Below are 20651 nucleotides of genomic sequence, written 5' to 3'. Positions count from 1 at the left end.
GGATCTGAGGCGCGATCGAATCGTTCATCGCGTGTTTGCCGACTTAATCTGGTGCTAACCAATCCTGCTACAGTGAGGTCGATCGCATGACCGTCATTCTCTGTACCGCGCGCCAGTACTTGGAACATACGCACAGCAAGCCAGCAGATTGCCTGTCGCTGACCTATGATGACCGTTTTTTGCGCCGCAAGGTTCTGACCTGCGAGAGCGGTGAACAAATACTTATCGACCTGGCGCAAACGACCTCTTTGAACCACGGCGGCGTTTTGGTTCTTGATGACGGTCGCGAGGTGGAAATACAGGCTGCACCCGAAGCGCTTCTGCAGGTAACAGCCCCTGACCTGACACGCATCGCGTGGCATATTGGCAATCGCCACACGCCTTGCCAGATCGAGAATGATCGGCTGTTGATCCAAGTCGATCACGTTATCAGAGACATGCTTCTGAAAATTGGTGCCTCAATTCGAGAAGTACACGAACCGTTCACCCCCGAAGGCGGGGCCTATGGGCACGGCAGGACGCATGGGCATGCACACTGATGCCGATATCCTGACGTTGTGCCAATGGTTATCTCCGTCCTATCCCGTGGGGGCGTTTGCGTATTCGCATGGGCTGGCGGCAGCGATAGAAGAGGGAACGGTCACAAGCCCGCAGGACACCGAGGCCTGGATTTCGGATGTGCTGCAACACGGCTCAGGGCTGAATGACGCTTTGTTCGCTGTGGCGGCCTACAACGCGCAGGATATCGATGAATTGGTCGGCATCGATGCAACCTCACGCGCCTTTTGCGCGTCATCGGAAAGGTTGAAGGAAACGCAGTTGCTCGGACAGGCGTTCGCGACTGTCACAGGAGACACTTGGGAGTTGGACCTTAAGCAGTTCACTTACCCGGTCTCTGTTGGCCATGCTGCACGATTGAAGAACCTTCCCGTTTTGTTGATGACAAAGATGTTTCTGCAAGCATTCGCAAGCAACCTTGTCGCATGTGCAACGCGCCTTGTGCCTTTGGGTCAGACTGATGCCCAAAGATTGATCCGAAATCTGACGCCGCTGTGTGCTCACATCGCCGACGGGGCGCAACAGGGTGGCTTGGATGACGTTAGCTCAACGGCGTTCTTGGCAGACGTCGCGTCCATGAAACACGAAACACAATACTCAAGGATATTCCGAACATGAGCAATATGAACGGTCCCCTTCGCGTGGGCATCGGTGGCCCGGTTGGAGCAGGAAAAACCACTCTGACCGCAGCCATGTCCGAAGTCCTGCGCGATGCGTGTTCGGTCGGTGTCATCACCAACGACATCTATACCCAAGAAGACGCCGAAGCGTTGATGCGGATGCAGATCCTGCCTCAGGACCGGATTATCGGTGTTGAAACTGGAGGCTGCCCGCACACCGCGATCCGCGAGGATGCGTCGATCAATTTGGCAGCCGTGGCCGAGATGCAAGCGCGCCATCCTGATCTGGATGTTGTTTTGATCGAAAGCGGTGGTGACAACCTATCGGCCACTTTCAGCCCTGAATTGGCAGATGTGACGCTGTATGTGATTGATGTTGCGGCAGGAGAGGAGATCCCCCGCAAGGGTGGCCCGGCTATTACCAAATCAGATATTCTGGTTATCAACAAAACCGACCTGGCACCACATGTTGGCGCTTCGTTAGAAGTTATGGACCGAGACGCGCTAAGAATGCGCAACGGACGACCCCATCTATTCACGTCGCTTCGCTACAGGAAAGGGATCGACGCGGTAGTGGATCTTCTGCTGCAAGTGGGAGGTTTAAGGATCCCGGAAGAGAAAGCCTCTGCGCGACACATCCCCTCTAGGCGGCAAGAAAAACTATAGGCACCAAGGAATGAATTCGAGGATTAGTTAGAGCAACCGCCAGCATCTTGGTTCGCGCCGACCTGCAGAATCTTCGTTTGTAGATGATGAACTGGTTTTGCCAGAAGAACTTGGCTTGAGGCGCGCAGGTGGCTTTCGTAGCCTTGGTTCATGAATAGTCGGTCGCCATTCAGGGACTTCAAAACCAGTCCAGAGATCATTCGTTTGTAGGACGGTGCGTCTCGCAAGATGAACAGATCTGTGAGGGCATTGATGACCTCGGTTGACTTCAGCTTCCGCTTCACCCGGATCGCAGGGCATCCCAGGCTGTGTTCATTCAGTATGTTTAATGTCCGGAACGCTCTGCCATCGTTTATGCGAAGATGGACGAAGCCATGCGACCTGACGTGGTCGCGGGACCCTGGCAGCAGCTGCACACATGACCCGTCGTTTTGCCAGAGCCTCCTGCTCTTGGGTTGCTTCGTTGACACTTTGAGTACCGCTCTTTTTCCGATGCCGAGTTATGCTGGCGAACCGAAACCAATGAATCCTGACCCCAATCCATTTCACGGGTATTTAGGTCAGAGTGGTTCGGGGGTGGATCAAAGTGGGCTGCCAGGTCGAAAACGTCGACTTATGCGACCCCATGTTCCAGGATTTGGGGTCTTTGCGATCAAGCCAACAAGTGACCTGACTGTCCCAAACGCAATTCACCAGGTTTAGCGACCTCAACGTAAACGCCCATATCCGTATGACCCAAGTGTTTCCGCAATAGGTAAGGGAGTTTGAGGTCGCGCTCGGCCGTTTCCGGGTTAACTTCGGTCGCGGCGCATCTTTTGGTGCGCTGCAGAAGTCGTAGTTCAACGTCCCCAAATACCAATGTGGATCCTATGGCATCCAACTCAGCGAAAGGTGGCAGGCCATCTATTTCGATATTGGCGCGAAACCTAGCGGGGTGGACATTTTCACCCAGATGGCGGCTCAGCGCCTGAACCGAAGCGAGGTTCAGCACGGATATTGCATTCATCATGACAGGGGAGACGACGGAAACATCGGTGAACCGGTGCGGTTCGGACGACACAAATACAGGCGGTTCAGGATCAGCCAGGGCGAGTTCCCTATGCAGGAAAGCGGCCGCGTCCTTGCGCCCTTGTGATGTCCGCATATTGAACCTGAAAAACTCACTGTTGCGCGAGACTTCAAGGATTTGGCTGTCAGCGGAGAACCGTGTCTGCAGGCTCGCCAACTCGGCCTCTTTCAACAGAACCACAAACCGGTCCTTGGGCAAGGGTTGTGGGTCGCTTGGATCGAAGCCCGAATTGTACCGTGCAAAGCCGAAAAGGCGGTCGCCGGGGATGCCCTCGGCTGGGCGCAGGGCGACTGAAGTCATTGGCTCTGCGCTCAGTCCCTTGACTGGAAATCTGTTCAACCGGGAGATCGAAAGAGTGGTCATGAAATCGCGCCTTACGCAATAGTTCAATTGCCGTTTGCTCAGAATGGTGCGGCGTTCGCTTGAGCAATACCAGAGTTAATTTGGGTGTCGTTGGCGGTTGCCGCGAACATGAGGAACATAGCTGCGCTTTGTTCGGGATTTCAAATCACAGATATTGCTATGGGCCGGCGTGCAGATTCTGGTTCTTTTAGAAAGCAAATAAAAACAAATAATTAGCAATACATCAGACGGTCGATGGCGGCGCGATGAGGTACGAACCTCAAAAATATCTGGACTTGAGGTGCGTACCTCAAATAGCCTTGGAAACATGCCGCGATTCGCACATCCTCGATTGACGGCGCAAAAAAGGGAGGAATGGATGACTTACTCAAAACTGGCCTCGGCCAGCGCAATAGTCCTTGCCGCTACTACTCTTTCTACCAAGGCAAATGCTGAAGATTTGACATTATGCTGGGCAGCTTGGGACCCGGCCAATGCGCTTGTCGAACTGTCCAAGGAATTCGAAGCCGAATCCGGCCATACGATGAATTTTGAGTTCGTGCCTTGGCCGAACTTTGCGGACCGGATGCTGAACGAATTGAACTCGGGCGGTAAGCTTTGTGATCTGCTGATTGGCGACAGCCAGTGGATCGGGGGTGGCGCGGAAAACGGCCATTATGTCCAGCTGAACGAATTTTTTGATGCTGAAAGCATCAGTATGGATGATTTTGCCCCAGCCACCGTCTACGCCTATTCGACTTGGCCCAAAGGCACGCCGAACTATTATGCGCTGCCAGCGATGGGTGATGCCAACGGATGGTTTTATCGCAAAGACTGGTTTGAAGATCCTGAGATTCAGGCTGCTTACAAAGAAGCCACCGGGCAAGATCTGCGCGAACCGGAATCCCAGAAAGAACTGCTGCAGATCGCACAGTTTTTCCAGGGACGCGAGATTGACGGCAAGACCGTTTACGGTGCTGCGATCTTCACCGAGCGTGGCTCGGAAGGCATCACAATGGGTGTGACCGGTGCGCTTTACCCATGGGGGTTCAAATATGAAAACACTCCGGGGTCCTATGATATGGAGGGGGCAGTAAATTCGCCCGAGGCCGTCGAAGCACTGGAATTCTACAAAGAGTTCTACAAGACCGCGACGCCTCCGGGATACACCAATTCATACATGGGTGAGAGCCTGGACGCCTTTAAGTCCGGTCAGGTCGCCATGGCTATGAACTGGTTTGCGTTCTTCCCGGGTCTTTACGCAGATCCAAGTACGGGCGGTGACAAGATCGACTTCTTTGTGAATCCACCGCAAAATCAGGCTGGCTCGACATTGGGCGGGCAGGGTATTTCCGTTGTCAGCTATTCTGACAAGCAGGATGCGGCCCTGGAATACATCAAGTGGTTCGCGCAGCCTGCGGTTCAAGCCAAGTGGTGGGAACTGGGTGGATATTCCGCACACAACTCGGTGCTGCAGGATCCGGGGTTTGTTGATAGCGCCCCGTTTGCCGGCGATTTCCTTTTGGCCATGAATGATGTTCAGGATTTCTGGCAAGAGCCGGCTTATGCCGAGCTGTTGCTGGCGATGCAAAAGCGTATTCATGATTACGTTGTTGCCGATCAGGGCACGGCACAGGAAGCGCTGGATCTTTTGATCGAGGATTGGACCGAGACCTTCGAAGACGAAGGCAAGTTGTAATCCGGAAACCGGACAGGAGCGGGATCAGACCCGCTCCTGCATTTCTCTCAGAGTCCGAAACCGACAAGAACTGGCAAAGAGATGTCTGACAGGACCGTAGATCGCGTTGCGAAGGCAACGCCCGTTCGAGTTGCGCGAAAAATTCGGGGATTGTCAGATCGGGCGATCGCTTGGATCTTTATCTCCCCCACGATCTTTTTGCTGCTGGCGATCAATATCTTTCCACTGATCTGGACCATCCAACTGAGCTTTACCAATTTCAAAGCCAACCGGATCGGGCGTGAGGTCAAAGATGTCGGGTTCCGGAATTATGAACGCATTCTGACGGATTCCGACACGTGGCTGAACATGCAGGCGACGGCCCATTTTCTGTTCTGGACGATCTTCTTTCAGGTGCTGATCGGGTTTACGCTGGCCTGGCTGCTGAACAAGAAGTTCAAGGGTAATGACCTTTGGACGACGATCATCGTGTTGCCGATGATGCTGTCTCCTGCGGTGGTCGGGAATTTCTGGAAGTTCCTGTATCAGCCACAGATAGGTCTGTTCAACTACATCGTGTCCTGGTTCTCCGGCAAGGATCCATCCAGCTTTGAGATGCTGGGATCGGTCCAGTTGGCACCTTGGGCGATTGTGATCGTGGACACCTGGATGTGGACGCCGTTTGTGATGCTGATCTGTCTGGCCGGGCTGCGCAGTATTCCCGATTACATCTATGAGGCCGCAGAGGTCGACCGGGCCAGCAAGCTGCGGCAGTTCTTTACGATAACCATCCCGATGGTGCTGCCGTTCCTGATGCTAGCGGTCCTATTCCGCGGGATCGAGAACTTCAAGATGTTCGATCTTGTGGTCCAGCTGACAGGTGGCGGGCCAGGTTCAACGACCGAGCTGACGTCAATCAATCTGAAGCGCGAAGCGTTTGAGAAATGGCGCACTGGCTATGCCTCGGCCTACGCAATCATCCTGTTTGTAACGGTGTTTGGCCTGGCGTCCATATACGTGAAAGCCTTGAACAAGGTGAAACAACGATGAGCAGCTTTTCGGTAACCGAACCTTCAAAACGGTCCAAGTGGGTCGCAGGGACGTTGGTCATCACCTATGCGCTGATAACCATGATTCCGTTGGTCTGGATCTTGCTGACCGGGTTCAAATCCCCGGCCGATGCCATCAGTTATCCCCCCAAAGTCGTGTTCGACCCGACGCTGGAGGGATACGTAAACCTATTCACCACCCGAACCCGGCAAACGCAGGAGTTTCTAGACGCGAACCCACCACAGAACTGGGCGGATGAGATCGTCAGGCAATATGACATGGTGATCGTCGGGCCGTCCAAGTTTGGCGAGCGCTTTATGAACTCCGTAATCATTGGGTTTGGATCAACCTTCCTGAGCATCTTCCTGGGCACACTGGCGGCTTATGCATTCAGCCGGTTCAAGGTTCCGCTTAAGGATGATCTGCTGTTCTTTATCCTCAGCACGCGGATGATGCCGCCGGTGGCCGTGGCCATTCCCATATTCCTGATGTTCAGGAACCTGGGGCTTAGCGATACGCATCTGGGGATGATCCTGCTGTACACGGGCGTGAATATCTCACTCGCGGTCTGGCTGCTGAAAGGCTTCATCGATGAAATCCCGCGCGAATACGAAGAGGCGGCGCTGATCGACGGCTATACAAGGTTTCAGGCATTCTACAAAGTGGTCTTGCCACAGGCCGCGACGGGCATCGCATCGACGGCGATCTTTTGCCTTATCTTCGCATGGAATGAATACGCGTTTGCTGTGCTGCTGACTTCGGCTACCGCTCAGACCGCACCGCCTTTCATCCCCACCATCATCGGAGTTGGGGGGTTGGATTGGCCGGCAGTTGCGGCCGGGGCGACGATCTTCCTAATTCCCGTAATGGTTTTCACTATCCTGATGCGCAAGCACCTGCTGCGCGGGATTACCTTTGGAGCGGTACGCAAATGAGTGATTTTCTGTCAGGTCTGATGCGATTCCGCCGTGGCCCATGGGAGATGGTCGCAACCATCCTGATCGCGCTTGGGGTCTTCATGTTGATGCAACCCTTTGTTCTTTGGGCCTTCACATACTCATTCATCGTCACGCTGATCGGAACGGTTATGTTCATCGTCGTCAGCCATTTTCCGGAGTAGAAATGGCCCAGATCGTAGTCAAAAACGTCAAGAAGATGTTCGGCGATTTCACGGCAGTCCGCGAAAGCTCGTTCACGATCGAAGATGGTGAGTTCTTCATGCTCCTGGGGCCTTCGGGATGTGGGAAAACCACGACCTTGCGGATGATCGCAGGGCTTGAGCTTCCGACCTCGGGCGAGATCTATCTGGACGGAGAAGAGATCAGCCAAAGACCCCCGTCCGAGCGTGATATTGCCTTTGTCTTTCAAATGTTTGCGCTTTATCCGCATATGAACGTGCGCAAGAACATTAGCTATCCGCTGATCTCTCAGGGGATGCCGCGCGCCGCGGTAAAAGCCAAGGTGAACGAAGTCGCCGGAATTCTGGGTATACATGATATTCTGGACCTCCCGGTGGGCGGGCTGTCAGGCGGTGACCGGCAGCGTGTTGCATTGGGACGGGCAATCGTGCGTGAACCCAAGGCTTTCATGATGGATGAACCGCTGGGTGCGTTGGATGCCGAGTTTCGCGAACATATGGCCGAAGAACTGCGCGGGCTGCATGACCGTATGGGGGCCACAACAGTTTACGTCACGCATGATCAGTTAGAAGCCATGCAAATGGGCGACAAGATCGTCGTGATGAACAATGCGGTGATCGAACAATTCGGAACCCCGCAGGAAATCTATGACAAGCCCGCAACCATGTTTGTTGCGGATTTCATCGGGTCGCCGTCAATGAACTTTTTGCCGTTTCAAGGCAAGGTCGAACCCGGATCGGACATGGTGCGTTTGAACGGTCATGATGAGGCAGTGCCGCAGTCGCTTGAGGCCGCCGAGGGCGAGCTGGTGTTCGGTGTCCGCCCCGAGCATGTGTTTCTGTCCGACAACAGCAGCTACCGCGCCAAGGTACTGGCCGCAGAATATCTGGGAACCACCCAGATCGTGACGCTTCAAAGCCCAAACGGAGAGCTGAAGGCTCGTATTGACGCTCGCGATACCGTCAGCCCCGGCGAAACGGTCGGGTTGGAGTTCCGGTCCGCGATGGTGACATTGTTCGAACAGCCCACAGGCCGAGCTTTGCGATCTGTCCTGAACAATGAGGTGCTGACCAATGGCTGAAGTCGTATTGGATCAAATCTCAAAATCCTTTGGCATTCTGAAGGCGGTCGACAATATCTCGATGATCATCCCTGACGGGGCCTTTGTGGTGTTGCTGGGGCCAACTGGGGCGGGGAAAACAACGACATTACGGTTGATCTCGGGGCTGGAGAAGCTGGATTCGGGATCGGTTCGTATTGACGGTCGCGATGTCGGGTTTGAAACGCCTGCCCAGCGCGATGTGGCCATGGTGTTTCAGCAATACTCGCTTTACCCACATATGACGGTGCGCGAAAACCTGTCCTTTCCGCTGCGATCCCCGATCCTAAAGACACCTGAAGACGAGATCACACGCAAAGTGGGTGAGGTCGCTGAAATCCTTCAGATCCCGCACAAGCTGGACAACAAGGCAACCGAACTGTCGGGCGGAGAGATGCAACGTGTTTCAATCGGGCGGGCGCTGGTTCGGGATCCTCAGATTTTCCTTATGGACGAACCGCTCAGCTCTTTGGACGCAAAGCTGCGGGCGGATTTGCGGGTTGAATTGAAGAGAATTCAGGCGGATTTGGGTTCCACGCTTTTATACGTGACGCATGATCAGGTCGAGGCGATGACCATGGCGACGCATATTGGTGTTTTGGAAGACGGCAAGCTTGTCCAATATGGCACTCCCCGCGACATCTACGAAAATCCAGGCAGTGTGTATGTCGCCAGCCGTCTCGGCCTGCCGCGGATCAACATCCTGCCTTCCGAGCTGTTTGGCGGCGATCACAAGGCTCCGCAGATCGGTCTGCGCCCCGAGAACATCGTTGAAGGCGAAGGCATCGAGGCCCGTGTGATCCGCGCCGAACATCTGGGCGACCAGACAAGGTTGCATCTTGATCTGCACGGGTACCCGATCGTGACTCTAATTGATGTTCATCAGGATTACCCCGCCGGAAAGACAATAAAAATCAGACCCAACAACCCGTTGTATTTCGACGCGTCCGGCGCGCGTGTGACTTAAGGAGCAAAAGCATGGCCCAGTTCCTCAACACCAAAGAAACCCTTGTGACAGATGCGATTGACGGCCTTTTGTCCTCCTCGGGTGGCACACTCACACGGTTGGACGGGTATCCTCATATCAAGGTGGTCTACCGATCGGATTGGGACAAGTCCAAGGTCGCATTGGTGTCCGGAGGTGGATCCGGCCACGAACCTGCGCATGCCGGGTTTGTCGGCGCTGGAATGCTGACCGCCGCGGTGTGCGGCGAGGTCTTTGCCTCTCCGTCGGTCGAGGCCGTGTTGGCCGGAATTCTGGCGGTGACGGGTGAAGCGGGCTGTTTGCTGATCGTCAAGAATTATACCGGGGACCGGCTGAACTTTGGGCTCGCCGCAGAACGCGCCCGCGCGCTGGGTCGGCAGGTGGAAATGGTTGTGGTAGATGACGACATTGCCCTGCCTGACCTTCCGCAACCCCGTGGCGTGGCGGGCACGTTGTTTGTTCACAAGATTGCAGGTGCGTTGGCTGAGGGTGGGGCGAATCTTGGCACTGTGACCAATGCGGCAAAGACGGTCATCGAAAAAGTCGTCAGCATTGGCATGAGCTTGGATACGTGCACCGTTCCGGGATCACCGAAAGAAGACAGGATAGCTCCGGGAAAAGCGGAATTGGGACTGGGCATCCACGGCGAACCCGGTGTGCAGCAAGTGGATTTTTCAGATGCTGTTACGGCCATGTCTACGGTCGTTGACAAACTTAAACAGCGGGTAGGAGCGGGCGATTGCGTGGCGTTGGTGAATAACCTCGGCTCGACAACGCCACTGGAAATGGCGGTTCTGACGCATGCGCTTTCTGAAACCGGTATTGCGCGCCATATCATCGGGCCCGCGCCGATGATGACTTCGCTGGACATGCATGGGTTTTCCGTGTCGGTCTTGCCCGTAGGTTCTGATGAGTTGGCGGCCCTTAAAGGCCCGGTCGATCTTGTCGCGTGGCCGGGCGTCAATTCCATTGCTCCGGTAAAGATCGCGCCTTTGCCGGATGGTTTGACGCCGATCGATCCGATCCCGTCGAATAACCCGGCCACCAGGGACACGATCACCCGATTGTCCGCACTGTTGATTGGCGCAGAACAAGACCTGAATGCGCTGGATGCCAAGTCGGGGGACGGTGATACGGGCAGTACGTTGGCTACCGCGGCCCGGGCTTTGCAGGCCAGTCTGGACCGGATGCCTCTTGCCGATCTGACGCAGCTATTTCCAGCCCTGGGCAATGAGTTGAGCCAGACGATGGGCGGCTCGTCTGGTGTGATCCTGGCGATCTTCTTCAACGCGGCGGGGGATGCCTGCGCAAGCGGCGCGTCGGTGGCTAAATCCTTGGCCGAAGGCTTGAACAGGGTCCGTCAGGTGGGCGGTGCAAAACTGGGCGATCGGACCATGATCGACGCACTTGAACCTGCGCTAGAAGCGCTACCGGCAGGCTTACCCCAAGCTGCGAAAGCCGCACGGCAAGGCGCTGACCGAACAGCTAATATTCATCGTGCGAAGGCAGGTCGCGCAGCTTATGTTCCCGAGGAAAACCTGATTGGGCACAATGATCCCGGCGCCGAAGTCGTCGCATTGCTATTCGAAGGGTTGGCGCAGGAGATTGAGGAATAGCAGAACAGTGGAAGACCAAAAACAAAAGTTAGAATTGGTGAAGAAACCAACGGTGAACGACATCGCGCGGGTAGCCGGCGTAAGCTTGGCTACGGTTGATCGTGTGTTGAACAGACGGCCTGGTGTTAGGGCGGTGACGGTCCAGAAAGTGCACAAGGCCATCGATGAGCTGGGCTATGTCCGCGACACCGCCGCCGCGAACCTTGCGCGCAATCGTGTCTATAATTTCCTCTTCGTTTTACCGGACGCGGATAACGAATTTGTCGAGGCGCTCAGCACTCAGATCGGCGAGCAATCGCGGGACCAGTTCATTGAGCGGACGCGGATGACGATCAAAAGGGTCGCTCCGTTTGACCCGCAAGATATTGTTGAAATCCTGGATGGGGTCGATGGGCGAGATGTCGATGGCGTGGCCGTTTTTGGCCCGGAAACACCATCAGTTAGAGACGCGGTAAAACGGGTTAGGGACAAGGGTGTGCCGGTTGTGGCGCTGGTCTCTGACCTTCCCAGCTCGGACCGGGATCATTTCGTTGGAATTGACAACGTATCTGCCGGGCGTACTGCGGCTCAGTTGATGGGGCGGTTTGTGCATCGGCCTGGGAAGGTTCTGGTTCTGACCGGTTCACGCTTGGCGCGTGACCATTTGGAGCGGCGTCAGGGCTTTGATCTGGTGGTTGCTGAAGATTTTCCGCATCTCGAAGTCGTTGCATCCGTGGAAGGTCGGGATGACCCGGATCTGATTTACAAGATGATGCCCGAGATTTTTGAGACCTATCCTGATCTGGTTGGAATCTATTCTTCAGCCGCAGGCAACGCGGGGCTGGTCCAGTTTCTGTCGGAAAGCAAGGTCGGCAAGGATATGGCGATCATCGCCCACGAGTTGACACCGCTGAGCCGCGAGGCGCTGTGCCGTGGCACGTTCGACGCGCTGATTTCACAGGATTCAGGGCATATCGTCCGCTCTGCCGTGCGTCTGCTGCGCGCGACAACCGACAAGGTTCCGTTCAACAGGGCGCAGGAGCGCATTCGCATCGACATCTACCTTAAGGAAAATTTGCCGCCATAGCGGCTTAGGTTATGGGGAGGAAAAATTATGAAGACGATCAAGGGCCCAGCATTGTTTTTGGCGCAGTTCGCCGGGGACGACGCTCCGTTCAACTCGTGGGATGCCATTACGCGATGGGTTGCCGATTGCGGATATAAGGGCGTTCAGGTGCCCAGCTGGGATGGCCGGCTATTCGATCTTGAAACCGCTGCATCCAGTGTCGACTACTGCGATGAATTCAAAGGCAAAGCCTTGGAAAATGGTGTTGAGGTAACCGAGCTGTCGACGCACCTGCAGGGGCAGTTGGTAGCCGTACATCCGGCCTATGACACGGCATTCGACGGGTTTGCGGCCGAAAGCGTGCGGGGAAACCCCAAGGCCAGGCAGGAATGGGCTGTCGATCAGGTCAAAAAAGCCCTGTCGGCGTCACGGAATATGGGGATTTCGGCGCATGCGACCTTCTCAGGAGCGCTGGCCTGGCCATATGTTTACCCATGGCCGCAACGCCCCGCTGGTCTGATCGAAACGGCCTTTGATGAGCTTGCGCGTCGCTGGAGGCCCATTCTGGATCACGCGGAAGATTGCGGTGTGGATGTCTGTTACGAGATCCATCCGGGCGAGGATCTGCATGATGGTGTGACCTATGAGATGTTCCTTGAACGGACCGGTAACCACGCGCGTGCCTGCATGCTATACGATCCGTCACACTACGTGCTGCAATGCCTCGATTATCTGGACAATATCGACATCTACAAGGATCGGATTCGAATGTTCCATGTTAAAGATGCCGAGTTCAATCCAACCGGTCGACAGGGCGTGTACTCTGGATACCAAAGCTGGGTGGATCGGGCTGGGCGGTTCCGGTCACTTGGGGATGGTCAGGTGGATTTCGGGGCAGTCTTCTCGAAAATGGCGGCCAACAATTTCGACGGCTGGGCTGTGGTTGAGTGGGAATGCTGTCTGAAGCATCCAGAGGATGGCGCGCGCGAGGGCGCTCAATTCGTGTCGGACCACATCATTCGCGTGACGGAAAGGGCCTTTGATGACTTTGCGGACGGTGGCACCGACGAAGCAGCCAACCGAAAAATGCTGGGGATTGACTGATGGTTACGGGACGCAGTGAAGATAGTTCGGGACGTATTCGCCTAGGTATGGTCGGCGGTGGAAATGACGCCTTCATCGGGGGCGTGCATCGCATCGCGGCGCGGCTGGACGACAAGTTTGAACTGGTCGCTGGGGCCTTGTCCTCGACACCTGAAAAGTCCCGCGAGAGCGGAGAGGCACTGGGGATTGCGCGGGTCTATGACGACTTCAAGCAGATGGCGATACGCGAGGCGCGGCTAAAATCCGGAATCGAGGCGGTCTCAATCGTTACCCCCAATCACGTGCATTACACAGCAGCGCGCGAATTTCTGAAACGCGGTATCCATGTCATTTGCGACAAGCCGCTGACATCGACGTTGAGCGATGCAAAGAAACTGGTCAAAGCGGCCGAAAGCGCGGACGCTTTGTTCATCCTGACCCATAACTACACGGGTTATCCCATGGTTCGGCAAGCGCGTGAGATGATAGCCAATGGTGAGATCGGGAAAATCCGCGTGGTTCAGGTTGAGTATCCGCAGGACTGGCTGACAGAACAGCAGGATTTCAAGCAGGCAGAGTGGCGAACCGATCCCGAACGCTCGGGTGCGGGTGGCTCGACAGGAGATATCGGAACTCATGCCTACAACCTTGCCTGTTTCGTCACCGGGCTGCAGGCCGAAAGCCTCGCCGCGGATTTGCAGGCCTTCGTTCCTGGTCGCAAAGTTGATGACAACGCCCATGTCTTGCTGCGGTTTGATGGCGGTGCACGCGGGATGCTATGGTCCTCACAGGTCGCACCGGGAAATGAAAACGCCCTGCGTCTGCGTGTTTATGGGGAAAAGGGTGGCTTGGAATGGGCGCAGGAAGATCCGAACTATTTGTGGTTTTCGCCCTACGGTGAATCCAAGCGCCTGATCACCCGCAATGGGCCCGGTGCAGGTGAAGCTGCCAACCGACTAAGCCGCGTGCCGCCCGGCCATCCGGAGGGGTATCTGGAAGGGTTTGCGAATATCTACAGCGAAGCTGCAGAAGCGATTCAGGCCTTCAGAACAGGGAAATCATCCGATACTGCGGTTATGTATCCAACTGTTCAGGATGGCTTAAATGGCGTGAAGTTTGTCGCGGCTTGTGTACAAAGCTCGGCACGAAACGCGGCGTGGGTAAAGCTCGGCTAGGGTAACCAGTTGGCCCGTCAGCGCTGGGTGCGATGGGCTAAAACAACAGGGTCGCGCGCGGCCCGAAATGCGCGGTGAAAGAAGGAGTTTTGAGTGTATCTAGGTCTGGATTTGGGGACATCAGGTCTTCGCGGGATTTTGGTGAACGACGAGTGGAAAGTTGTTGCTGAGGCTGAAGCAGGTATCGAGACCTCAACGCCAAAACCCGGCTGGTCCGAACAAGCGCCCGAGGATTGGATTGAAGCCTGCAAACAGGTGATCGCGTCATTGCGTGCTGTGGATGCCAGCGCGTTGTCCGCGGTTCGAGGCATCGGCCTAAGCGGTCATATGCACGGTGCAACTCTGCTGGACGCTGAAGGCAAAGTGCTGCGACCATGTATCCTGTGGAACGACACCAGATCCGCCGAAGAAGCGGCCGCTCTGGACCAAAAGCCCGAGATGCGCACCATTACCGGCAACATCGTTTTTCCCGGGTTCACCGCCCCCAAACTGGAATGGGTGCGGAACCACGAACCTGGTGTGTTCGCCAAGACCACAAAAGTGTTGCTGCCGAAAGATTATCTGCGTTTCTGGCTAACCGGAGACTACATCAGCGAGATGTCCGATAGTGCCGGGACCTCTTGGCTGGATGTCGGACAACGGGCGTGGTCGGAAACCGCCCTTGATCTAAGCCACATGAGCGTCGATCAGATGCCCCGGTTAGTGGAAGGCAGCGCACCCGGAGGTGAGCTTAGAACCGGGTTGCTGCAGGAATGGGGCCTGTCCGGGCCAGTTGTAGTCGCAGGGGGCGCTGGTGATAACGCCGCTGCGGCCTGCGGAATTGGCAGTATTGATGAGGGGTCGGGATTTGTCTCGCTGGGCACATCCGGTGTTCTGCTTGTTGCAAAAAACTCGTACGCGCCGGACCCTGAAACCGCTGTTCATTGCTTTTGTCACGCGGTTCCCGAGCGGTGGATCCAAATGGGAGTCATATTGTCGGCCACAAACAGCATGAACTGGTTGTCACGAAATCTTGGTCAATCGGTTGGATCACTGGCGGCGGCGTTACCGGAAACACTGACCGGACCCTCAGCCATTACCTTTCTGCCCTACCTGTCCGGAGAGAGGACGCCCCACAACAACAGCGATATCCGGGGTGCATTTCTGGGTATTGATGTGTCGGCAGGGCCTGTCGATCTGACGCAATCTGTCATGGATGGAGTTGCCTTTGCGATGCGAGACTGTCTGGAGGCGTTGAAAAGCACCGGTACGGAACCCGACCGCTTGCTGGCTGTGGGCGGCGGCGTGCGCTCTCGGTTCTGGCTGGAAACGCTTGCGACCGTACTGAAGGTGCCGCTTGCGCTGCCCGATGGCAGTGAGTTCGGGGCCGCCATTGGTGCCGCCCGTCTGGCTGCCTGCGCGGTCAGCGGTGCTAACCCTGGCGATGTCATGGTGCCCCCTCAAACCTCGGACGTTATTGACCCGCGTGCGGATCTGTTCGACGCTTACGAAAGCAAGTATCAGCTCTACAGCCAATCCTACAAAGCGCTCGCGCCGCTCGCGGCGCGATGAAGGCAGGTCAGGGAACACCAGTGCATATTGATCGTGTATTGCTGAATGACCACACGATGTCCGTGTCTTTGCTGAGTTACGGGGCGATTACTCAGGGGTGGTGGATCAACGACACGCCTTTGATCCTGGGCTATGAAGACCCGCAGGATTACCTGACGGACCCCTATTATCTGGGTGCGATTGTCGGGCGGGTTGCCAATCGGATAGGTGGTGCAGACATGCAGCTCGACGGAATCCGGTATCCGTTAAGCGCGAACGAAGGGGCGAATACGCTTCATGGTGGGGCAACAGGTCTGTCTCGGCAAAATTGGACACTTAGCCAAGCCGCAGAAAACGAGGCTGTGCTGGGCTTCGTATCGCCAGACGGTGACAATGGGTTCCCGGGTGAAGTGCAGTTCGAAGTCAGGGTGTCCCTGAACTACCCTCGTCTCACTTATGCGATTTCCGCGAGACCAGATCGACCGACGCCTATTAGCGTTGCGCAGCACAACTACTACTCACTGGGCAGCGCCAGTGGCATCGAAGATACCTGTCTGCAGTTGGCGTCAGATCGACTGCTCGACATCGATGAGCACGGAATACCCACGGGACAGCTTCGGCAAGTGCATGACGTTGGGTTGGACTTCACCCTTTCGAAACCGATCGGCAGCGCCTCACGGGCCATAGATCATTTCTTTGTTTTTGATCCCCAAAGGTCACCGCAGAACCCAATTGCCGAGGTCGAGGCAGGCAGTGGCCTCAAGCTCAGCGTGTATTCTGACCAGCCCGGCACGCAGGTGTATTCTGTGGCGCATCTGTCTGCACCTTTCAATCGGGAGGGCGGGATCTGTATCGAACCCTCAGGCTATCCCAACGCGATCAACGTTGCTTCGTTTCCGCCAACCATCTACTCGCCAGGCAACCCCTATCGCCAGACACTAGACTTAGAAATTTCAGGGATGCGAGCATGAAGCATTGCGTAGTTGCTATGGCGCTGGGCGCTTGCCTGATCTCCACAGGCGCCAACGCGCAAGACCTCGGACCCAGACCAGAGTTTGCCGAGCCCGACTTTGCAAATGCCCAGCTTGGTCAACTATTGTTCTATGACCCGATCCTGTCGGGCAACAAAAACATCAGCTGTGCAACCTGCCATCATCCCGATCTCGGCACCTCGGATGGCCTTTCGCTTGGCATTGGCGAAGGTGGTGTGGGGCTTGGGCCTGATCGCGGGATCGACCCGAACAACCCGCCTGAACAGCGCATTCCCCGCAACTCGCCCGGGCTGTGGAACCTTGGCGCCGCTGAGTTCACGACCTTTTTCCATGATGGGCGTCTGGAAGCCGATCCACACCAGCCCAACGGCATCCGTACGCCTTTGGGCACGCATATGAGACCGGGGTTCCAATCTGCCTTGGCCGCGCAGGCGATGTTCCCGGTCTTATCGCCTGATGAGATGGCCGGGCATTACTCGGAAAACGAGGTCAGCAAAGCTGTACGTCTTGGGCTTCTGACTCAGGACGGTGGCGCGTGGGATTTGATAGCCGCACGCGTGGCGGCGATTCCGGAATACAAGCGGCTTTTCGAAGAAGTTATGCCTGGGGATGAGGTCACCTTCACGGCCATCGCAAACGTTGTTGCCGACTTTATCGCCTTTGAGTGGCGCGCGGATAACAGCCCGTTCGACCGTGCGATGCGCGGGGAAGACACGTTATCGGAACAGGCGCAGGCAGGGATGCAGCTTTTTTACGGCGAGGCGGGCTGCAGCACCTGCCACTCTGGCTGGTTTCAAACCGATCATGCATTCCACGCCATTGCGATGCCGCAGATCGGCCCTGGAAAAGCGGCGAGGTTTGAGAATCATACACGCGACGAAGGACGAATGCGTGTAACGGGTGATCAGGGGGATGCCTATGCTTTCCGTACACCGTCATTGAGAAATGTGACACTGACCGCGCCCTACGGACATTCTGGGGCCTATGCCGCGCTCGAGGACGTGCTGCGGCACCACTTAAACCCGGCGGCGTCCTTGCAGACTTACTTGGTGGACAAAGCCATGTTGCCCGAATTCCCCGGAGCGGAAGATCAAAGCGCAATGCTTGATATGAATAGTGTTGAGGCAATAGGCGATGCCAATGGATTGGCTCCATCAAGCCTAACAGATGCTGAAATCAACGCGATACTGAGCTTTCTCGCCAGCCTCGAAGATCCGGCATTGCGTCTGGGTGTTCCCGAAAGCGTCCCGAGCGGGCTACCGGTCGAGAATTGATCAGCGCGTCAATCTGGCCGTCTGGCCGGAGCTGACGCGTTGCCAATCGCTCGTCTCGCCGTCGGGCCAGATCACTCGGATGTCGATCTGGTTCGCATCGCCGAGGCCAAAGTGATGCAGACCGATACTCCCGCCAGCATGTCCTCCGCCAAGTGTGATTTCACGCGTTTGCGACCCAAAGTTGGTTTTCACCTCGATAAAGCCGCCGATGGCCCAGCGGTTGGTGCGGTTCTGGCTTACATCCACCAATAGCCATTTTCCGGGTGCGGACTGGTTCTGGTAGACTTCCATACCAGCACCGCGGTTCACCACCACCAGATCCAACAGGCCGTCGTTGTTCAGGTCAGTCAATGCCGCCCCGCGGGACTTGGCCATCGACGCAGTGCCGGATTGGGTCGAGGATTCAGTAAACTGGCCATCTGCCTGTTGCAAAAGCATATTGTTGGGGTCGTCCAGCGCGGCATCGGGCATTTGCTCGACGTTTCCTTTGGCGACAAAAATGTCGTCCAGACCATCGTTATTCACATCCCCAAACTGTGCATGCCAACCTGTCGATGGGCGGCCATCGCCCCCCACATGCGGCCTGTGCGCAGTCGTTCCTTTTTCATAGGTGGCATCGCGCCAGGTCGGGCCGGAGGCCTCGCGATCAAAAACTTGAAGCTTCTGATCTCCCATCGACGTCAGGTAGACTTCGGGAAATCCGTCGCCGGTCAGATCCCGAGATGCGATCCCCATTCCCCAGATCGAATAGGGCAGCCAGCCATCATCACTTGAGTACAAACGCGGCTGAGTCTCCATGGCCCAAAGCTGCTCTTGACCGCCGCGCACATAGTAGTGCCGGTCGTTGCTGACACGTAGGTCTGCGCGCCCTGTACGAGCCCAGTCTGAAAACAGAATGGAAAGCGAACAGTAACCGGGTTCTAGGTGCTGCGGCTGTCCGTAATTGTCTTTACTCGGCCGATACAGCAGCGTTGGTCCACAGGTTTCAAATGGGCCATCAGGATCGTGCCGATCCACATAAGTTCCAAAGGCGAGGGTCGGGAGGTTGTGTCCTTGTTCCCAGGTCGCGGAAAAACCCGTGCTCCAATAGTCGTCGGATTGAAAACCTAACGCGTCAAAAGGAGCAAACTCGCAATTCGGCGCGCCTCGTAGCAGAACGTCATCGCCCACGCGCAAGACAATCAGATCCATGAATCCATCACTATCAACGTCCAAGGGGTAGGCGCCTGTCACGCCGGTCAGGGACAGTTGATCAGGAGTTTCGGCGCGAAAAGAGAGCTTCTCTTGCGAAGTGTTCTTGAACAATCGGGATTGATTTGATCCGCCCGCGACAAACAGTTCGGGTAAAGTGTCTCCGTCACAATCAAAAACAGCCACGCCGCCACCAACGAAATGCTCCCAACCGCCATCGTAGATATGTGCCGGAACTTCAACGCGTTCGAACCGGGGGATTTCGGTCTCTGCGTTGGCGACTGTGGCGAGGGTTAGAAAGACAGCAAACTTAGGACGCATTCGCCGCAAGCTCCTTGACCTTGAGAATTGAGACCTGTTCAATCCCATACGCCGCCGCGCCTTTGGACCACATCAGATCGCCCCAGTGATGAATCTTAATCTCAGGCAAGGGGGTATCAACATTTACGACACCATTTTTGATGCGGTTCATGACGTCGTCGGAACAGAGGTGTTCCATGCTCATCTGAGCGCCGGATAAAATGATGCATTCGGGGTCAAATAGATTAATCAGGTTGGACACTCCGAGACCGAACATCTGACCTGCGCGTGCCAGAACCGAGGTTGCGCGCTGATCGCCTGCATTGGCCTGAACATGGATGTCTGAGACGTTAGCCATCTCTGAGCTGTGGCCCGTGACCGTCATTTCGCGCAACAAGGCGTAGTCCCCGACATAGGCCTCAAGACAGCCACGTTGGCCGCACTGGCACAAGGCACCATCAAGCTGAACCTTGGCATGCCCAAACTCAGCGCCGCAGCCGCGCTCTCCACGATAGAGCTTGCCATCCAGCACAATGCCAAGCCCAACGCCGTGTTCGATTGTTAGTACCAGAAAGTTCTTCAGGCCTTTGCCTTGCCCAAACAACTGCTCGGCCTTTGCGACAAGATTGGCGTCGTTTTCAACAAAAGTAGGGCAGGGCAGGCCTTCTGCAAACAGACGGTTGAAATCGACGTTTCGCTCGGTGATCGAGGATGACCAATGCACGAAGTTCCGGTTGGCATCGACCAGGCCTGCAATTCCGATTGAGACACCTGCCAATTGTTCGATTGACCCGTCGATCTTCCTGCAGGCCTCCTCCAGAGCCAGTCGAACGGTTGCCATAAATCCAACCGGCGTCATCTGGACCTCTTGCAGCTTGTGTATATGCGACGTGACCTCATTGCCTTCGAAATCGACTAGCAGGACCGAGATGACATGACGCGCCACTTTCAGGCCCGCCACCAGATGGGATCGCCCATCCAACTGCAGCAGGACCCTCGGTCTGCCGCGTTTCGCGGATTTGGAGGACGTTTCGCCTTCAATCTCTTTGATCAGACCGGCAGCAATCAGATCGGCGGTTGCGGCCGTGACTGTTGCCGGGCTGGTCTCCAACGCCGAGGCGATATCAGTCCGCGAGATCGATCCGCGCGTTCTGATATGCTCAAGGACCCGAAGGCGGGTCGCGTTTCTTTGATCCAGAGAATTGGGAGAATCTTTGCTTTTCAGCATCTTGTCCTCAC

Annotated in this window: 19 protein-coding genes and 1 pseudogene; 16 read left to right on the top strand and 4 right to left on the bottom strand. The window is 55.9% G+C overall.

The features are described from left to right. Window positions 1–86: 86 nt before the first annotated feature. From ureE to ureG, 3 genes are read left to right on the top strand one after another with little or no spacing between them, the layout of a single operon-like run. Window positions 87–539, top strand: a complete 453-nt coding sequence (gene ureE / locus ACR0BU_RS01860) for an urease accessory protein UreE (RefSeq protein ID WP_480735047.1) — start codon at window positions 87–89, stop codon at window positions 537–539. Continuing rightward, window positions 529–1176: an urease accessory protein UreF gene (locus ACR0BU_RS01855; RefSeq protein ID WP_480735048.1), complete on the top strand. Its 648-nt coding sequence runs from the start codon at window positions 529–531 to the stop codon at window positions 1174–1176. The genes ureE and ACR0BU_RS01855 overlap by 11 nt, the downstream gene beginning before the upstream one ends. Continuing rightward, window positions 1173–1844: an urease accessory protein UreG gene (gene ureG, locus ACR0BU_RS01850; protein ID WP_480735049.1), complete on the top strand. Its 672-nt coding sequence runs from the start codon at window positions 1173–1175 to the stop codon at window positions 1842–1844. The genes ACR0BU_RS01855 and ureG overlap by 4 nt, the downstream gene beginning before the upstream one ends. 188 nt (window positions 1845–2032) lie before the next feature. Here ureG and ACR0BU_RS01845 read toward each other — a convergent pair. Both ACR0BU_RS01845 and ACR0BU_RS01840 read right to left on the bottom strand, forming a co-directional pair. Further along, a pseudogene (locus tag ACR0BU_RS01845) lies at window positions 2033–2332 on the bottom strand (IS3 family transposase); the annotation flags it as partial. 164 nt (window positions 2333–2496) lie between these two features. Then, window positions 2497–3213 (bottom strand): MOSC domain-containing protein, encoded by a 717-nt coding sequence (locus ACR0BU_RS01840; protein ID WP_480735050.1) that lies wholly within the window; start codon window positions 3211–3213, stop codon window positions 2497–2499. 421 nt (window positions 3214–3634) lie between these two features. On the opposite strand from ACR0BU_RS01840, the gene ACR0BU_RS01835 reads away from it, so the two are divergent. The 13 genes from ACR0BU_RS01835 (at window position 3635) to ACR0BU_RS01775 (ending at window position 17921) form a co-directional block, all read left to right on the top strand. Beyond that, window positions 3635–4954 carry an ABC transporter substrate-binding protein gene (locus ACR0BU_RS01835; RefSeq protein ID WP_300067637.1) on the top strand — a complete coding sequence of 440 codons (1320 nt, stop codon included), beginning with the start codon at window positions 3635–3637 and terminating at the stop codon, window positions 4952–4954. A gap of 81 nt (window positions 4955–5035) precedes the next feature. Next, a complete protein-coding gene (locus ACR0BU_RS01830) occupies window positions 5036–5983 on the top strand; it encodes a carbohydrate ABC transporter permease (RefSeq protein ID WP_298932874.1) in 948 nt (315 codons plus the stop codon). Then, window positions 5980–6918 carry a carbohydrate ABC transporter permease gene (locus ACR0BU_RS01825; RefSeq protein ID WP_299077968.1) on the top strand — a complete coding sequence of 313 codons (939 nt, stop codon included), beginning with the start codon at window positions 5980–5982 and terminating at the stop codon, window positions 6916–6918. Before ACR0BU_RS01830 ends, ACR0BU_RS01825 begins: the two co-directional genes overlap by 4 nt. Beyond that, complete coding sequence (locus ACR0BU_RS01820; RefSeq protein ID WP_298932870.1) at window positions 6915–7103, top strand: hypothetical protein; 189 nt, start codon at window positions 6915–6917, stop codon at window positions 7101–7103. Before ACR0BU_RS01825 ends, ACR0BU_RS01820 begins: the two co-directional genes overlap by 4 nt. 2 nt (window positions 7104–7105) lie before the next feature. Continuing rightward, a complete protein-coding gene (locus tag ACR0BU_RS01815; RefSeq protein ID WP_480735053.1) occupies window positions 7106–8203 on the top strand; it encodes an ABC transporter ATP-binding protein in 1098 nt (365 codons plus the stop codon). Then, complete coding sequence (locus ACR0BU_RS01810; protein WP_480735054.1) at window positions 8196–9188, top strand: ABC transporter ATP-binding protein; 993 nt, start codon at window positions 8196–8198, stop codon at window positions 9186–9188. The genes ACR0BU_RS01815 and ACR0BU_RS01810 overlap by 8 nt, the downstream gene beginning before the upstream one ends. Window positions 9189–9199: 11 nt before the next feature. Beyond that, window positions 9200–10822 carry a dihydroxyacetone kinase subunit DhaK gene (locus tag ACR0BU_RS01805; RefSeq protein WP_480735056.1) on the top strand — a complete coding sequence of 541 codons (1623 nt, stop codon included), beginning with the start codon at window positions 9200–9202 and terminating at the stop codon, window positions 10820–10822. A 37-nt stretch (window positions 10823–10859) separates the two neighbouring features. Beyond that, the gene (locus ACR0BU_RS01800) at window positions 10860–11888 is read left to right on the top strand and encodes a LacI family DNA-binding transcriptional regulator (RefSeq protein ID WP_480735058.1); all 1029 of its coding nucleotides are present in this window, start codon (window positions 10860–10862) and stop codon (window positions 11886–11888) included. Window positions 11889–11915: 27 nt separating this feature from the next. Beyond that, window positions 11916–12971, top strand: coding sequence for a sugar phosphate isomerase/epimerase family protein (locus ACR0BU_RS01795; protein WP_480735059.1), 1056 nt, complete (start codon window positions 11916–11918; stop codon window positions 12969–12971). Beyond that, window positions 12971–14125 carry a Gfo/Idh/MocA family protein gene (locus ACR0BU_RS01790; RefSeq protein WP_299077999.1) on the top strand — a complete coding sequence of 385 codons (1155 nt, stop codon included), beginning with the start codon at window positions 12971–12973 and terminating at the stop codon, window positions 14123–14125. Before ACR0BU_RS01795 ends, ACR0BU_RS01790 begins: the two co-directional genes overlap by 1 nt. A 93-nt stretch (window positions 14126–14218) precedes the next feature. Further along, window positions 14219–15676: a xylulokinase gene (gene xylB, locus ACR0BU_RS01785; RefSeq protein ID WP_480735060.1), complete on the top strand. Its 1458-nt coding sequence runs from the start codon at window positions 14219–14221 to the stop codon at window positions 15674–15676. Between the two features lie 20 nt (window positions 15677–15696). Then, window positions 15697–16626: an aldose epimerase family protein gene (locus ACR0BU_RS01780; RefSeq protein ID WP_480735062.1), complete on the top strand. Its 930-nt coding sequence runs from the start codon at window positions 15697–15699 to the stop codon at window positions 16624–16626. Beyond that, on the top strand, window positions 16623–17921 hold the full coding sequence (locus tag ACR0BU_RS01775) for a cytochrome-c peroxidase (RefSeq protein ID WP_298932854.1): 1299 nt from the start codon (window positions 16623–16625) through the stop codon (window positions 17919–17921). Before ACR0BU_RS01780 ends, ACR0BU_RS01775 begins: the two co-directional genes overlap by 4 nt. On the opposite strand, the gene ACR0BU_RS01770 is transcribed toward ACR0BU_RS01775, so the two are convergent. Both ACR0BU_RS01770 and ACR0BU_RS01765 read right to left on the bottom strand, forming a co-directional pair. Beyond that, on the bottom strand, window positions 17922–19433 hold the full coding sequence (locus ACR0BU_RS01770) for a CRTAC1 family protein (RefSeq protein ID WP_480735064.1): 1512 nt from the start codon (window positions 19431–19433) through the stop codon (window positions 17922–17924). Continuing rightward, entirely contained in the window at window positions 19423–20640 is a 1218-nt protein-coding gene (locus tag ACR0BU_RS01765; protein ID WP_480735066.1) for an ROK family transcriptional regulator, read from the bottom strand. The genes ACR0BU_RS01770 and ACR0BU_RS01765 overlap by 11 nt, the downstream gene beginning before the upstream one ends. Window positions 20641–20651 lie beyond the last annotated feature (11 nt).

Source organism: Ruegeria sp. CK2, from assembly GCF_056536585.1.
This window is presented reverse-complemented; position numbering and strand designations above follow the sequence as displayed.